We start from the raw sequence: 15,032 nt of genomic DNA, 5'->3' as shown, positions 1-15,032 counted from the left end.
GTTCTCAGGCTCCCCGGCCTCCGCCGTCAGCCTCGTCGGTGACGTGCACGGCCGCCTCCTCGGCCGACGCGGCCCCGCCGTCGATGCCGACGTCCTCGGCGAGCACATCGGTGTGCCGGCCGGTCGCGTCGTCCACCGCCGCGAGCCGGCCCGCCCGGGTGTCGCCGTCGATCCGCTCCTGGGGCTCGCCCTCGCCGTCCGCGACATCCCCGATGCCGTCGCCGTCCGGCGGTTCGACGTCCGCCACCTCCTGGGCGAGCCGCTGGTCGAGCGATTCGCCCTCGCGCTCCTCCGCGCCCGTGGTGCCGAACTTGTTCACACCCAAAGGACGTTCGGGAGGGGAGTAGCCCTCTTCCATCTGGTCGTCCAGGTCCCGTTCGCCGAGCGCGTTCTCCATGTCGAGCTCATCGTTCGGCGGGTTCTGGCCGTCGTCGTCCTGCGGCTGGTACACATCGTCGCCGCGTGCTTGATCGCTCATGACGTCCTCGTCCTCCTCAGTGCGTGGGGCTCCTTCGCGGGCGGGATCAGCGTCCGAGGGCCTTGCGCAGCTCGTCCTTGTTCATGGAGGAGCGCCCGTCGATGTTCTTCTTCCTCGCCTCCGCGTAGAGCTGGTCCCTGGTCGGCCCCTGCGCGCCCCGGTGGGAGCGTTCCCCACCGCGCTCGTAGGCGGACTTCTTGTCCTGCGTCGACGTCCTGCTCGCCGTCCTGGACTCGCCGGACCGGGCCCGCTCCTTGTTCACCGTCCGTGCGGCGATCTCCTCGGCGCGCCCTTCGGAGGCCCCGCGCTCCTTCTGGCTCTCCTTGATGTGCTCGTACTGACGTTCACGCTTCGCATTGGATCCAGCAGGCATGACGTACTCCTTCTCCGTTTCGCCGCCCGGGGGCCGCGAGCCGTCCATCGGCACGGTCGAGGCGATATCCCGAGGGACGCCCACCCGCGTTTCCCGTACGAGCCCCAATAAACAACGCCGGACGGAACGCGGCACGTCCGTCCGGCTGCTCCGCGCACCTGGCGGCGCGGCTCATGCCAATGGCGTACCGCGATGTCGAGATGGGCGGCCCGCATCACCGTGGGCCGTCCGCGCTTTCGCCCTTGCGCCGCCTGCCGTTTCACCCCTCGCGCCGCCCGGCGGGTGCGAAAGCCGCTGATTCTTCGCCCCCGCACGGCCACTGGAGTGACGCACCGCCGCAGGCGCCGGGGAACCCGCCCGCAGCCCGTGCGGCGTGGGCGGACCACCCTCGCGCCGCTTGCGCCGACCGGGCGGGGCCGTGTTCTGAGCGGCGCCGAGGGCTGCTTTCCCAACCCGTCGGCACCTGAGTTCCGCGTACGCCGGATACCTGTCAGAAGAAGTACCCATGACGCGGATGCTAAACATGCCGTACGCGCCGGACGGGAGAGATCCCTTTCGGGACGGAACGGGATCATGGAGTGTGGCGAACGGGCTTCGTCCGGCCCGTGATGCGCCCGACATGGCTCCCACGCTTGCATGAACGGCACTCCGCTGGGCACAGTTATAGGGCAGAGGTCAGGAAGCGGCCGACTCGAATCCGTCCGTGTTCCTCAAGGTTTCTCACGGTGAACCACGACGGCGCCGAGTCACCTCCTGCCTCTCCTTTCTGTATTCGGCTTTCCCCGGGCATGCGAAACGCGCTGCTGATGGCGTGTCGTCGCGTGTCCGCTGTTCGTCCGGCCCCGTCCCGCCCCTCTCGCGGCGAGCACGCCGTGAGGGCGGCGGAACGAATTCCGAGAGCGTTGACCGCGCCCGTCTGTCCGCGGGCGCCCTTGGTTGGTGAGAGAAAGGCTGAGCGCGATGCTGATGGCACACCCCGCGGTTCTCGAGGAACTTCTGCGCCGCTACGAAGAACTCCTCGCACAGCACGGCGAAGGTCATGAGGGCGCGTCCCGTCGTCTGGAGGACGTGAGTTACACCCTGTGCGTCTCCACCGGCACCCGTGACGTCGCCGCGGCGCTCGTCGCGGCCCGCGCGCAGCTGCAACGCACGGCCGTGAGAAGAGAACCCCCGGTCACCGCCTCGGTGCCCGCCTGAGGCAGAGGAAGGCCCGGGGCCCGCGCCCCGGGCCTTCCTCTGCCTCAGGCGGGTCACGCAAGCTGTACGAGACGGTCACACGGGCCATATGAGATGGTCACGCGGGCCGCACGAGACGGTCACGTGGGCCGCACGAGATGGGTCAGGGCGCACGAGGGGTTACGCGCGGGGGCGGAGCCGGGCGCTGCCCGGCGGCGGGTTGCCGGAGACGCCGCCGACGAGCTGCGCGCACAGGGCACGGAGTTTCACGTTGCGGTGCTGCGAGGTGGTGCGCAGCATCCTCAGAGCCTCTTCGGCGGAGCAGCGGCGCCGGCTCATGATGATGCCGATCGCCTGGTCGATCACCGTGCGCGACTGGAGAGCCGCTTCCAGGTCGGAGGTGAACGTCCGGGCGTCGGAGAGCCGCTGAGCCAGGGCGATGGCGCCCGTCGCCTGGGCGGCGAGCACCCGCAGACCGCCGAGATCGGCTTCGGCGAAGCCGTCCTCCTTGGGGGAGTACAGATTCAGCGCGCCCGCCGTGTGGGAGTGGGCGGCGATCGGCAGCGAGAGCGACGACCTGGTCCCGTGGTCGACGGCGAACGCCGGATAGCCGTTCCAGCGGTCCTCGACCCGCATGTCGCCCACGCTGACCTCGTGGCCCTCGCGCAGGGCCTCCAGGCACGGGCCGTCGTCCTGCGCGTACTGCGCCTCGTCCAGCGGCGGCGCGCTGCCGCCCGAGCTGACCACGGTCAGCGGGCGGCCCTCGCGTTCCAGCGTGATGCCGCAGCCATCGGCGGTGGGGGCCTGGGCCAGGGCGCTCTCGGCCACCGCCTGGAGGAAGTCGTCCAGGGTGTCGGTGTCCAGAAGAAGAGAGACGAGGTCGGGCGGCCCGGGCGTGAGGGCGTCGGTCATGGGCACTCCCTTCCGGGCCGGAGCCCTTCCAGCCAGCATGGCACGACGGCGGAGGCGACGTCATCGCCCCACGGACACGCGCCCGGGGGGAGCGGCACCGCCACGGACGCGCCCCCAGGGGAGCGGCACCGCCGTGCGCCGGCCGGAGGAGCCGCGAGAAAGGAACCGCGAGAAACCGGCTGAAGGAGCCGCGAGAAAGGAGCCGCGAGGAAGGTGGTGTCGAACGCGGAAACGGGGGCAGGCGCAGCGCAGAGGTCAGGAAGCGGCCGCGTCATACAGCCCTGCTTCCACGGAGTACGCGATGCCCTTGCCGAACTACCGCCTCGACGAGTCCCACGTGGTCGTGGAGATCGAGGAAGTCGTCGACCTCGACAACGAGTCGGTGATCGAGCAGGAGCTCACCCGGCTGCTGCCGTGCTGCGGCCCGAGCACGCTCATCGTGGACCTCCGCACCCCGTTGCTCACCCCGCGGGCCCTGGGCGTCCTGCTGCGCGTCCGCGGACTGGCCCAGGAGCGCGGCGTGTCCGTCGCGGTGGTCGCGGGACACGAGAGGGCACGTGAGGTGCTGAGCGCCGCGGGCCTCAACCGGGTCCTGCGCGTCTCGCTCACCCTTCAGGGCGCCGAGTCCCGCGGCCGGGGGTGCCGGTCGGCCCCCGGGGCGACCCCGAGGGAGCGGCAGCTGATCCGGCGGAGCGTCCCATCGGAGGTCGTACGGTCTCCGGGCAGGGCGGTCGGACCGTACGCCGACACGTCCCTGCCCCGCATTCCGAAGGGATGACCGGGGCGCGGGACTTCGGGGCGCGGATGTTCCGGGGGTGCTTCGGGGCCGCGTCGGGCCGGCTCCGCGACGCAGGGGTGACCGTGTCGGCCGAGGGGGCATAATGAAGCGCTGGAGGTCAGGAAGCGGCCCTTGAGATTTCTTCCTGCCTCCTTGGAGTTCCCGTGAACCGCTGTCCGTCCCGCCGCGCCGTCGTGGCCCCGGCCCCCGGAACCGCCCGCACCGCGTGCGTCCGCGCTCCGGCCGCCCGCAGCCGCCCGCCCGCGACCCGATTGCGTACCGCCCGCGGGAAGCAACCGGCGACGGACCCCCGGATGACGAGCCCACCCGTCGAAGCGTCGTGCCCCCGTCACTCCAGGTCGACCCGTCCCTCCCCATGGGGACGCCTCAGCAGTCCTGCGCCGACGGCCGGTGGCGTGCCCGTTCCCGCGCGGCCCTCGCTCGTCAACGCCTGAATCCCCGCTGCACGCCCGGAGCCTGTCCCCAGGCCCCCGGTGCGCCAGTGGGGCTTGCCCTGTCCCAGCGGCCCGGACCGCGCCGCGCCAGCTCTGCCCCGCCCTCTCGGGAGGCGGGTCACCGCCCAGAACGAGATGATCATGACTGACAGGCCCGTGGCCGAGGCGCCGGACACGACCGCGCTGCTCCTGGAGACGACATCGCTGGACGACTTCCTCCAGGCTCTCGCCCGCAACGCCCTGGCCCTGGTGGAAGCGGCCGACGGGTGCGGCATCACGCTGGAGAGACAGGGGCGCCCCGTCACCGTGTCCAGCGCGGGAGCCAGCGCCACGAAGCTGGACGAGGCCCAGTACGGGCAGGACGACGGCCCGTGCCTCCAGGCGATGCGCACCGGCCTGGAGGTCAGCGTGCCGGACACCCTGCGGGAGAGCCGCTGGGCCGACTACCCCGCCTACGCCGCCGTCTGCGGCGCCCGGTCCTCGCTGTCGCTGCCCATCGCCCCGCACAGCCACACCGCCGGGGCCCTCAATCTGTACGCGCCGCTCCCGAACGCCTTCGACGACGCCGACCTGACGGCGCTCAGGCTGCTCACCGCTCAGGCCACCGGGGCCATCGCGCTGGCCCAACGCATCGCGGACACCGAGGAGTTCGCCGCCGATCTGGAGGCCGCCCTCCAGTCCCGTACGGTCATCGACCAGGCGATCGGCGTGGTCGTCGGCCAGCAGCGCTGCACCCCGGAGAGGGCCTTCGAGGTCCTGCGCACGGCATCCCAGCACCGCAACGTCAAACTCCGGGTGCTCTGCGCCGAGCTGATCGCCAGTATCACGGGCGAGACTCCCCCCGAGGCGCGGATCCAGCCCCGGGGGTGACTCAGCCGCGGCAGAAGGGACTTCTGTGATTCCCGCCGCCGGCCGGCCTCCGTTTGAACACTCGCACCGGGGTAGACGGCGCAGGACCCTGCTGCCCGACGCGAGAGGAATTCCAGTGTCCCGAGACCAGCGCAAGAACATCTTCATCATCGGAATGGACGAGGCCAACCTGCGCACCCTGGAGGCCGTTCCGGACGCCGAGGACCATCGCCTCCACCCGCTTCTCGACATCAAGGAGTTGCAGGAGGACGCCACCACCGTCGACGAACTCCTGACCCGTGCCCGCGCCGTGCTCGACGCGCACGAGGGCAGTATCGACGCCATCGTCGGCTACTGGGACTTCCCGGTGAGCACCCTGGTCCCGCTGCTGAGCCAGGAGTACGGGACGACCAGCACCAGTCTGGAATCCGTCGTCAAGTGCGAGCACAAGTACTGGTGTCGGCTGGAGCAGCAGAAGGTCATCGACGAATATCCCCGCTTCGGCATGGTGGACCTCCAGAGCGATGATCCGCAGCCTCCGGAGGGCATGAGCTTCCCCATGTGGGTGAAGCCCGCCCTGGCCTACTCGTCCGAGCTGGCATTCGGCGTGTCCGACATGGCGGAATTCCGGGCGGCGGTCGCGGAGATACGCGACGGCATAGCCCGGGTGGGAAAGCCTTTCGAGGCCATCCTCGACCGTTTGGAACTCCCGCCGGAGATGGCCGGCGTCGGCGGCCAGGTCTGTCTGGCCGAGGAGGCCATGACGGGTATCCAGGTGGCCGTCGAGGGATATGTGCACAAGGGCGAGGTCACCGTCTACGGCGTGCTCGACTCGATCAATTATCCCGATTCCTCGTCCTTCCTGCGCCACCAGTATCCGAGCACGCTCCCCGCCCCGGTGATCCAGCGGCTGCACGAGGTCAGCGAACGCACCATGCGGCAGATCGGCATGGAGTCGTGCACGTTCAGCATCGAGTTCTTCTACGACCCGAAGACCGCCGACGTCAGCCTGCTGGAGATCAATCCCCGGCATTCCCAGTCGCACGCGGAGATGTTCGCCTTCGTCGACGGCGTGCCCAACCACCACCGCATGTTCCAGCTGGCCCTGGGCGGCGACCCCGCCGTGCGGCCGGGCGGCGGCCCCTACCGCGTGGCCGCCAAGTGGTACTACCGCTGGTTCGGCGAGGGCCGCGTCCACCAGGTGCCGACCGCCGAGGACATCGCCGCCATCGAGCGGGACATCCCGGGCGTCCACATCGACATGGTCCCCTCCGAGGGCCAGCGGCTCTCCTCGGTCAGGGCCCAGGACAGCTACAGCTACGAAGTCGCCCACATCTTCACCGGCGGCGACGACGAGGCCGACCTCCGCCGCAAGTTCGACCAGTGCGTCGCCGCCCTCGGTCTGAGCTTCGACGAGACGGAGCCGGGCGGCCGCGGACTGAATTCCGCGTGAGATCCCGGGTATCCGACGACACCGGACCAGACGTCAGGAAGGAACCCGCCATCGGTATGCGATTCGTCGAACAGTTGCCGCACGAGACCCAGGAAGAGAACCACGTCACCATCACCATGCCGGACGGGGTGCGTCTGTCCGCCAAGATCTGGCGGCCGGTCACGTCCGACGAGGAACCCGTCCCCGCGGTCGTGGAGTACATCCCGTACCGCAAGAACGACCTCACCTCGACCCGGGACGCCATCCACCACCCGTACATCGCGGGCCACGGCTACGCGTGCGTCCGCGTGGACCTGCGGGGGACCGGGGAGTCGGAGGGCGTCCTGCTGGACGAGTACCTGGAGCAGGAGCAGCGCGACGCCGAAGCGGTGCTGGACTGGGTCGCCGCCCAGCCCTGGTGCGACGGGAACACCGGCATGATGGGCATCTCCTGGGGCGCCTTCGCCGCGCTCCAGACCGCCGCGCGCAGGCCCGAGAGCCTGAAGGCCATCGTCATCGCCTCGTTCACCGACAACCGGTACGCGGACGACATGCACTACCTCGGCGGCGCGATGCTCTCCGACAACCTCGCCGAGGCCGGCACGATGTTCGCGTACGCCACCTGCCCGCCCGACCCCGAAGTCGTCGGGGACGCGTGGCGCGCCATGTGGCAGGAGCGGCTGGACTCCGCCCGCCCCTGGGTCCTCGAATGGCTCCGCCACCCGCACCGCGACGCCTACTGGCGGCACGCCTCGCTCAGCGAGGACTACGCACAACTGCAATGCCCCGTCCTCGCCTCCAGCGGCTGGGCCGACGGCTACTCCAACGCCGTCACCCGGCTCCTGGCAGGCGTCGACGTCCCCCGCAAGGGGCTGATCGGCCCCTGGTCCCACAAGCTGCCGCACCTGGGGGAGCCCGGCCCGGCCATCGGCTACCTCCAGGAGGTCGTCAAGTGGTGGGACCACTGGCTCAAGGGCGTCGACAACGGGGTCATGGACGGCCCGATGCTCCGGACCTGGATGCAGGAGAGCGTCCCGCCCTCCACGTCGTACGAGGAGCGCCCCGGCCGCTGGGTCGCCGAACCCTCCTGGCCCTCGCCGCACATCAAGGAGGTGGTGCACCCGCTGCGGGGCTCCGCCATCGTGACGGCGGACGACGGGGAGGACCTGCCGCGCGGCCGTACGCGTACGGTCCAGTCGCCGCTGTCGGTCGGCCAGTTCGCGGGCAAGTGGGCCTCCTACAACGCCCCGCCCGACCTGCCCTACGACCAGCGCGAGGAGGACGGCGGCTCCCTGGTCTTCGAGACGGAACCGCTGCCCGAGCGGGTGGAGATCCTCGGCTCCCCGGCCGTCGACCTGGAGGTGTCGGCCTCCGCTCCCGTCGCCCAGGTCACGGTCAGGCTCTCCGACGTCGCGCCGGACGGCCGCGCCACCCGGGTGACGTACGGCGTGCTGAACCTGACCCACCGCGACAGCGAGGAGCACCCGCAACCGCTGGAGCCGGGCACCCGTTGCCACGCCCGGATTCCGCTGAACGGCGTCGCGCAGGCGTTCCCGCCCGGGCACCGCATCCGGATCTCCCTCTCCACGTCGTACTGGCCGCTGGTGTGGCCGGCCCCGGAACCGGCCCTGCTGACCGTCCACGAGGACGGCGCGGCGCTGACCCTGCCGGTACGCCCCGTCGAGGAGCCGGACGGCATGCCCCAGGCGGCCTTCGGCGAACCGGAGGGGTGCAGGCCGCCCCCGGTCACCCGGCTGACCGAGCCCGAGCAGGCGTGGACCGTCTCCAGGAGCCTGGTGGACTACCAGTCCGCCCTGGACATCGTGAAGGACCGGGGGCTGCAGCGGTACGAGGAGAACGGCATCGAGGTGGGGCTCCGGGCCTGCGAGCGGTACACCTCCGTGGCCGACGACTTCTCGTCCCTGAGCGGCCGTTCGTCGTGGACGATGCGCTTCTCCCGGCCCGGCTGGGACGTGCGGGTCGAGACGAGCACCGTCCTGACGTCGAACGCCGAGGAGTTCACCGTCGACGCGACCCTGGACGGTTACGAAGGCGGCCGCCGGGTCTTCTCCCGCACCTGGAACGAGACCGTCCCCCGGCACCTGGCCTGACTCGCCCGACCCCGGGACTCCCACCGCAACGACCGCTCGGCCCTCCCCGCACATCGCCCGGGGAGGGCCGAGCGGCGTGCGGGCCCCGCGCACGCCGGTGGCGTCACCTGGCGGCGGCCCAGTGCTCCGGCCTCCGCAGACCGGCCGGGAGCCCGGTCGCCGCGTCGCCCCGGGCCGCGTTGAGCTGCGGCTGCGTGAGGAAGAGGGCGCCGGTGAGGTCGGCTCCGCACAGGTTCGCGTCGCGCATGTCCGCGCCGATCAGGTCGGCGTCGCGCAGATCGGCGCGGGAGAGGTCGGCGGCGATCAGGCAGGCCCCGCGCAGGGTGGCCCCGCGCAGCTTCGCGCCGCGCAGCCGCGCGCCCAGGAGGTCCGCGCCCCGATGGTTCTTCCTCCTGCCCGGCACGGCGGCGCGGGCGAGCTCGCTGGCGCGGAGGAGGTGGGCGTTCACCTCTGCGCGGAGGGCCGGTACGTCGACGGCGAGCAGGGTTTCGGCGGTGTCCCGGGTCAGCGCGTCGAGCCTGTCGTAGGCCCGGCGCAGGTCGCGGTGGACGGGCTTCGCCGCCGGGAGGTCCAGGGCCTCCGCCGCGTACCGCAGCAGCTCGTGCAGCTGCCGCACCACCGGGAAGACCTCGTACATCGTGCGGGCCGACTCCGGCTCCTCGCGCCAGCTGCGGCCCCCGAAGGTGACCTGGGAGACCTTCTGGCCCGCCCCGAAGCAGTCGAACACCGTGCAGCCCGAGTAGCCCCGCTCGCGCAGCCGCTCGTGGATCCCGCAGCCGAAGTCCTCCTGGAGGTTGCCGCACGGGGCCCCCGCCGCCTTGTCCGCGGCGAAGTCCGACGAGCGGGCGAAGGGCAGAGCCACACAGCACAGGCCGAAGCAGTTCCCGCAGTCGGCCCGCAGGTCGGGGTGGTCGGTGAGCGGAAGCTGCTGGGACAAGGCGGTGGCTCTTCCCGGAGTGGGTCGGCGGGCGGACGTGGGCCGTGCGGCGGCCTCCATTGTCCCCGGGGCCGGGAGAGGCTGACCGCCGGGGATGCCGCAGGGCCCGGGTGAGCCGTGTCTCACCCGGCCTCCGCGACTTGTCTATGCAACGAGTTGCATAGAAGGATCGCCGTATGGCGCTCGAACACGCGATTCTCGTCTCCCTGCTGGAGAAACCCGGCTCCGGCTATGAGCTGGCCCGGCGGTTCGAGCGGTCCATCGGCTACTTCTGGACCGCCAGCCACCAGCAGATCTACCGCGTCCTGGCGCGCATGGAGGCGGACGGCGGACTCGTCGTCCGCGCGGTCGAGCAGCAGGGGCGGCCGGACAAGAAGGAGTACTCCGTCGCCGGCCCCGGCCGCACCGCCCTCGCCGCGTGGCTGCACAAGCCGATCGAACCCGAGAGCCTGAGGCACGACCTCGCCGTCAAGATCCGGGGCGCGGCCTTCGACGACCCGGCCGCCCTGATCCGCGAGGTCGAGCGCCACCGCCAGGCCCACCGGGACCGCCTGACCCACTACCTCGCCGGCGAGGTCCGCGACTTCACCGGGCCGGACGCGCCCACGCCGCCGGACGCGGGCCAGGAGCTCCAGCACGTCGTGCTGCGCGGCGGCATCGCGTACGAGCGCATGACCATCGCCTGGCTCGACGACGTACTCGACACCCTCCACCGGCTCGGAGCGCCGGGCCAGGACGCCTGAACGGCGTCCGGAGCCACCTCCGCACCACCGAAAAAACCTCACCCTCACCCTCACCCTCACCGGAAGGCGATCTCCATGGCTGAGTCCGCGTCCCCGCTCTTCAACCCGCGCACCTACGACCCCCAGCACTTCGACCCGGAGACCCGCAGGCTGCTGCGCGCCACCGTCGACTGGTTCGAGGCGCGGGGCAAGCGCCGGCTGATCGAGGACTACCGCACCCGCGCCTGGCTGGGCGACTTCCTCGCCTTCTCCGCGAAGGAGGGCCTGTTCGCCGCCTTCCTCACCCCGGCCGCCGAGGCCGGGAACGAGCACCAGCGCTGGGACACCGCCCGGATCGCCGCCCTCAACGAGATCTTCGGCTTCTACGGTCTCGACTACTGGTACGCCTGGCAGGTGACGATCCTCGGCCTCGGGCCGGTCTGGCAGAGCGACAACGCCGAGGCGCGCGCCCGGGCGGCCGAACTCCTCTCCCAGGGCGAGGTGTTCGCATTCGGCCTCTCCGAGAAGACCCACGGCGCGGACATCTACTCCACCGACATGCTGCTGGAGCCGGACAGCGACGTCGCGGGCGGTTTCCGGGCCTCCGGTTCCAAGTACTACATCGGCAACGGCAACGCCGCCGGTCTCGTCTCCGTCTTCGGCCGCCGCACCGACGTCGAGGGCCCGGACGGTTACGTCTTCTTCGCGGCCGACAGCCGCCACGAGGCGTACCACCTGGTCAAGAACGTCGTCGACTCCTCCAAGTACGTCAGCGAGTTCCGCCTCGCCGACTACCCGGTGAAGCCCGCCGACATCCTGCACACGGGCCGCGCCGCCTTCGACGCCGCGCTCAACACCGTCAACGTCGGCAAGTTCAACCTCTGCACCGCCTCCATCGGCATCTGCGAGCACGCGATGTACGAGGCCGTCACCCACGCGAGCAACCGCATCCTCTACGGCCGCCCCGTCACCGCCTTCCCGCACGTGCGCCGCGAGCTGACCGACGCGTACGTCCGGCTCGTCGGGATGAAGCTCTTCAGCGACCGCGCCGTCGACTACTTCCGCTCCGCCGGGCCCGACGACCGCCGCTACCTCCTCTTCAACCCGATGACGAAGATGAAGGTGACCACGGAGGGCGAGAAGGTCATCGACCTGATGTGGGACGTCATCGCCGCCAAGGGCTTCGAGAAGGACACCTACTTCGCCCAGGCCGCCGTCGAGATCCGCAGCCTCCCCAAGCTGGAGGGCACGGTCCACGTCAACCTCGCGCTGATCCTCAAGTTCATGCGCAACCACCTGCTGAACCCCGTCGACCACGCGCCCGTCCCCTCCCGCCTCGACGCGGCCGACGACGACTTCCTGTTCCGGCAGGGACCGGCCCGGGGGCTGGGAGCCGTACGGTTCCACGACTGGCGGCCCGCGTTCGACGCGTACGCCGATGCGCCGAACGTCGCCCGCTTCCGGGAGCAGGCCGACGCCCTGTGCACGTTCGTCGAGACGGCGGCCCCCGATGAGGAGCAGAGCCGTGACCTGGACCTTCTCCTCGCGGTCGGCCAGCTGTTCGCCCTCGTCGTGCACGCTCAGCTGATCCTGGAGCAGGCCCGGCGCTCCGGCCTGGACCAGGACCTGCTGGACGAGCTGTTCGCCGTGCTCGTACGCGACTTCTCCGCGCACGCCGTCGAGCTGCACGGCAAGGACTCCGCCACCGAGGAGCAGCAGGCGTGGGCGCTGGGCGCGGTACGCCGTCCCGTCGTCGACGCGGCGCGTTCGGCGCGGATCTGGGAGCGCGTGGAGGCGCTGTCGGGGGCGTACGAAATGGCCCAGTAGCGCCCCGGCCGTCACTCCGGGATCGTGAGCCGGCGGGTGACCCGCAGGGCCGCCGACAGCAGCTCGGCCCGCACCTCGCTGGTCCGGTACATCCGGTCCGACCGGAAGGAGATGCCGAGCGAACCGACCTGGTCGCCGTTGTACACGGGCACGGCGATGCAGGTCGTGCCGCGCGCGTACTCCTCCCGGTCCATGGAGAGCGGGGCGGTGGGCGACGCGTCGAGCTCCTGGAACAGCTCCTCCCGGCGCGTGATGGTGTGGGACGTGAGGTCGGTCAGGGGGTGCCGGGCGAGATAGCCCGCGCGGTCTCGCTCGTCCAGCGCGCCGAGCACGCTCTTGCCCAGCGCGGTGGCGTGCCCGGCGTCCTCGAAGCCCACCCAGATGTCGACCCGGGGGGCCCGCGGGCTGTCGACGATCTGGAGGACCCGGATCTCCCCCTCCTCGTACAGCGTCAGGTAGGAGGCGGCGGAGAGGCTGTCGCGCAGCGCGGTCAACAGGGGGCGGATGCGCTGGGTCCCCGTCTTGTCGTCGAATCCCGCGCCCGGCGACGGGCCCCGGTCGGCGAGGGCGAACGCTCCGTCGTCCAGCTCCTTGAGATAGCCCTCATCGGCGAGCGTACGGAGGTAGCGCAGGGCCACGGCCTCCGGCAGCTCGGTCTCCCGGGCGAGCCGCGGCGCGGGGGCGCCCTCCGGGTGCGCCCCCGCGGCCTCCAGCAACCGGAGGTCCTGCTGGACGGACACGGCGAACTCGGGACCGGCCTGGTCACCCATGGCACCAGCATGGACCCGGCGCCGGGGCGCGGCATCTCGTGTACGGAAACCCGTGGTGGGGGCGGGGCCCCGCGATCGGGCCCCCGCCCCCGCCACCTCACCCGGTCACGTCAGGTCACGCGGAACGCCGGGGACGCCCCCGTGAACGGCGTGATCCTCCCCAGCAGGTTCTTCGCGTCCCCGTGGTGCACGATCCGGTACGTGCCCGGGGCGGTGTCCGCCCCGACGTCCCAGGTGATCGTGGCCTTCGACGTACCGGTCAGACCGTTGGTCCGGGTCCACCGGTACGTGGTGTCCCAGTCGCCGTCGTCCAGCACCCGCACCCACTTCCCGTTCTCCAGCCGCTGGACCTCCAGGAAGGTCGAGCCCCGGCGCACGTTGTTCTTCGGGTGCCCGGTGGCGAACTCGACGGTGGCCGTGGCGCCGCGCGCGTAGGAGGCGGCCGGGGCGGTCAGGATGGAGCCGAACGACTTGCCGAGCGGCGGGTTGTCGTACACGACGCCCGTCTGGAACGTGAACTGCCGGGCCGACTCGTCCGGCGGCGCGGCGCCCCGCTCCAGCGCGGTGCCCTGGCGGAGGGAGGCCGCGACCCGGGCGTACTCCTGCTGGTAGGCGGGCAGGGTGTGGCGGCCGTAGAGCGTGGAGCCGCCCTCGTAGTTCTGGGTGTCGTACTCCTCCGGCGTCGTCACGTACTGGCTGTAGGCGTTGGCGTACCCCTGGAGCAGCACGCGCTCCAGCGGGACCCCCAGCTCCTGGGCCACGGTCCGGCGGACCCGGAGCCCGGCCGTGATCGTGAACTCGCCCGGGCCCGCCACCAGGTACAGCTCCCCGATCCTCATGATCTGGAGCGGCAGGATCTTCGGGGTCACCGGGTGGACGTTGCTCAGCAGGCCCGTGGGGATCAGGCTCGCCTTCGGGTACTGGCAGGTCGCGAGCCAGGACGGGGTGTCGATGCGCAGCGCGTCGATGATGCCCGCGACCGGGGTGCGCGTGCCCTCCTCGAAGCCGGGGATCGCGGGGCCGTCCTCCACACTGCCCGCGAGCGTGGACGCGCCCACGACGGCGGGACAGGTGCGCTGCTCCTTGCCGTCGCTCGTGTACTGGCCGCTTACGGTGACGTTCTCCATGTCCACGTACACGAGGCGGGAGTCGACGCCGCCGGCCACCGGCTTCGCGTCCCGGTAGACCTCGCGGGCCTTGTCGAGCTGGCGCTCGCCGATGACGCGGGCGTTCTCGAACTCGTCCTCGGTGGGCCCCGATCCGGGCTTCAGATTGAGGTTGGGGGACATGTCCCCGGCGTTGGTGTTGGGGAACGCGGCGACGAATCCAGGGGTGTTGTCGAGATAGCGCACGCCCTCGTGGTCGTGCTCCCAGGCGTAGGCGGCATAGCCCTTGTTGTCGGGGCTGATGAGCGTGTTCTTGTTGGTGATCGAGGTGTTGTGGGTGGCGAACCAGCTGATCGCGCCCGCGTCCTTCCCGCCCTGCCGGAACCGCAGCACGGTCATCGCCGGGTCGATCCCGCCGGGGAAGGCCGCCCGGTCGGCCGCCGGGTTGCGGTCGAACGCCTCGCGGGAGCGGTTGACGCTGGCGTTGGTGAGGGTGCCGGTCCCCAGGCTGATGTCGCCGGGCTTCAGGTCGTCGTGCGCCTTGGCGACGGACTCGGCGATGCCGTCGACGATGGCCCGGTAGGTGCCGTTCTGGAAGCCGAGCACGGAGAGGTTGTACGCGACGTGGTGGGAGTAGCCGCCGGGGCCCGAGTGGGTGTGGGTGGCGGAGAGCAGTACGTTCTCCTCGCCGTACAGGCCGCCGTAGCGCTCCTTGAGGCGTGCGAGGACGCCCTGCCGCACGGACTGGAAGATCATCGCGAGGTCGGCGTTGACGTAGACCACGCGCTTGCCGGTCGCCCGGTCGACGACGACGTAAGCCCGTGATCTCTGGCGCTGGTGGATGCCGGACGTCTTCTGGTCGAAGCTGGAGTAGCCCATCATCCCGGTCTCGGCGGCCTCCCCGGTGACGTCGGCGATGCCGAGCCCGACGAGATGGTCCCCGGCGTCGGCGGCGGTCTGCGAGGCCGCCGCGGGGGAGGGGGAGCCGAGGGAGAGGGCCCCCAGCGTCGCGGCGAGCGCGAGGGCGGGGAGCTTTCGGCGCGGGCGGCGGGGGCGGCGCGGGGCGGGGGGTGGTGGCATCGGACCTCCTGGGGCGGGAGACGTGC

13 protein-coding genes are annotated in these 15,032 nt (G+C 71.4%); 7 read left to right on the top strand and 6 right to left on the bottom strand.

Annotation, left to right across the window (positions count from 1 at the left end):
- Positions 1 to 4 precede the first annotated feature (4 nt).
- Entirely contained in the window at positions 5 to 478 is a 474-nt protein-coding gene (locus tag ACLJPL_RS20095; RefSeq protein ID WP_411082233.1) for a DUF5709 domain-containing protein, read from the bottom strand.
- A 46-nt stretch (positions 479 to 524) separates the two neighbouring features.
- The gene (locus ACLJPL_RS20090) at positions 525 to 851 is read right to left on the bottom strand and encodes a plasmid stabilization protein (protein WP_411082232.1); all 327 of its coding nucleotides are present in this window, start codon (positions 849 to 851) and stop codon (positions 525 to 527) included.
- A 960-nt stretch (positions 852 to 1,811) separates the two neighbouring features.
- On the opposite strand from ACLJPL_RS20090, the gene ACLJPL_RS20085 reads away from it, so the two are divergent.
- Positions 1,812 to 2,048, top strand: coding sequence for a DUF5133 domain-containing protein (locus ACLJPL_RS20085; RefSeq protein WP_411082231.1), 237 nt, complete (start codon positions 1,812 to 1,814; stop codon positions 2,046 to 2,048).
- Between the two features lie 159 nt (positions 2,049 to 2,207).
- On the opposite strand, the gene ACLJPL_RS20080 is transcribed toward ACLJPL_RS20085, so the two are convergent.
- Positions 2,208 to 2,939 carry a GAF and ANTAR domain-containing protein gene (locus ACLJPL_RS20080; RefSeq protein ID WP_411082230.1) on the bottom strand — a complete coding sequence of 244 codons (732 nt, stop codon included), beginning with the start codon at positions 2,937 to 2,939 and terminating at the stop codon, positions 2,208 to 2,210.
- A 301-nt stretch (positions 2,940 to 3,240) separates the two neighbouring features.
- Here ACLJPL_RS20080 and ACLJPL_RS20075 point away from each other — a divergent pair, with 301 nt between their 5' ends.
- The 4 genes from ACLJPL_RS20075 to ACLJPL_RS20060 all read left to right on the top strand — a co-directional run bounded on the left by ACLJPL_RS20075 (position 3,241) and on the right by ACLJPL_RS20060 (position 8,564).
- Positions 3,241 to 3,717: an STAS domain-containing protein gene (locus ACLJPL_RS20075; RefSeq protein WP_411082229.1), complete on the top strand. Its 477-nt coding sequence runs from the start codon at positions 3,241 to 3,243 to the stop codon at positions 3,715 to 3,717.
- A gap of 596 nt (positions 3,718 to 4,313) precedes the next feature.
- Positions 4,314 to 5,042: a GAF and ANTAR domain-containing protein gene (locus ACLJPL_RS20070; protein WP_411082228.1), complete on the top strand. Its 729-nt coding sequence runs from the start codon at positions 4,314 to 4,316 to the stop codon at positions 5,040 to 5,042.
- A 115-nt stretch (positions 5,043 to 5,157) separates the two neighbouring features.
- Positions 5,158 to 6,474 carry an acetyl-CoA carboxylase biotin carboxylase subunit family protein gene (locus ACLJPL_RS20065; protein ID WP_411082227.1) on the top strand — a complete coding sequence of 439 codons (1,317 nt, stop codon included), beginning with the start codon at positions 5,158 to 5,160 and terminating at the stop codon, positions 6,472 to 6,474.
- Positions 6,475 to 6,530: 56 nt separating this feature from the next.
- On the top strand, positions 6,531 to 8,564 hold the full coding sequence (locus ACLJPL_RS20060) for a CocE/NonD family hydrolase (protein ID WP_411082226.1): 2,034 nt from the start codon (positions 6,531 to 6,533) through the stop codon (positions 8,562 to 8,564).
- Positions 8,565 to 8,667: 103 nt separating this feature from the next.
- On the opposite strand, the gene ACLJPL_RS20055 is transcribed toward ACLJPL_RS20060, so the two are convergent.
- Entirely contained in the window at positions 8,668 to 9,561 is an 894-nt protein-coding gene (locus ACLJPL_RS20055; RefSeq protein ID WP_411082225.1) for a pentapeptide repeat-containing protein, read from the bottom strand.
- A gap of 116 nt (positions 9,562 to 9,677) precedes the next feature.
- Between ACLJPL_RS20055 and ACLJPL_RS20050 the strand changes: the two genes are divergently transcribed.
- Together ACLJPL_RS20050 and ACLJPL_RS20045 are read left to right on the top strand one after the other, a co-directional pair.
- Positions 9,678 to 10,244 (top strand): PadR family transcriptional regulator, encoded by a 567-nt coding sequence (locus ACLJPL_RS20050; RefSeq protein ID WP_411082224.1) that lies wholly within the window; start codon positions 9,678 to 9,680, stop codon positions 10,242 to 10,244.
- A gap of 75 nt (positions 10,245 to 10,319) precedes the next feature.
- Complete coding sequence (locus ACLJPL_RS20045; protein WP_411082223.1) at positions 10,320 to 12,050, top strand: acyl-CoA dehydrogenase family protein; 1,731 nt, start codon at positions 10,320 to 10,322, stop codon at positions 12,048 to 12,050.
- An 11-nt stretch (positions 12,051 to 12,061) separates the two neighbouring features.
- Here the strand turns inward: ACLJPL_RS20045 and ACLJPL_RS20040 are convergent, their stop codons facing one another.
- Both ACLJPL_RS20040 and ACLJPL_RS20035 read right to left on the bottom strand, forming a co-directional pair.
- Complete coding sequence (locus tag ACLJPL_RS20040) at positions 12,062 to 12,820, bottom strand: IclR family transcriptional regulator (RefSeq protein WP_411082222.1); 759 nt, start codon at positions 12,818 to 12,820, stop codon at positions 12,062 to 12,064.
- A 110-nt stretch (positions 12,821 to 12,930) separates the two neighbouring features.
- Positions 12,931 to 15,006 (bottom strand): neutral/alkaline ceramidase, encoded by a 2,076-nt coding sequence (locus ACLJPL_RS20035; RefSeq protein ID WP_411082221.1) that lies wholly within the window; start codon positions 15,004 to 15,006, stop codon positions 12,931 to 12,933.
- Between the last annotated feature and the right edge of the window lie 26 nt (positions 15,007 to 15,032).

Origin of the sequence: Streptomyces sp. cmx-18-6 (assembly GCF_046548915.1) — a bacterium.
Classification (GTDB): domain Bacteria; phylum Actinomycetota; class Actinomycetes; order Streptomycetales; family Streptomycetaceae; genus Streptomyces.
This window is presented reverse-complemented; position numbering and strand designations above follow the sequence as displayed.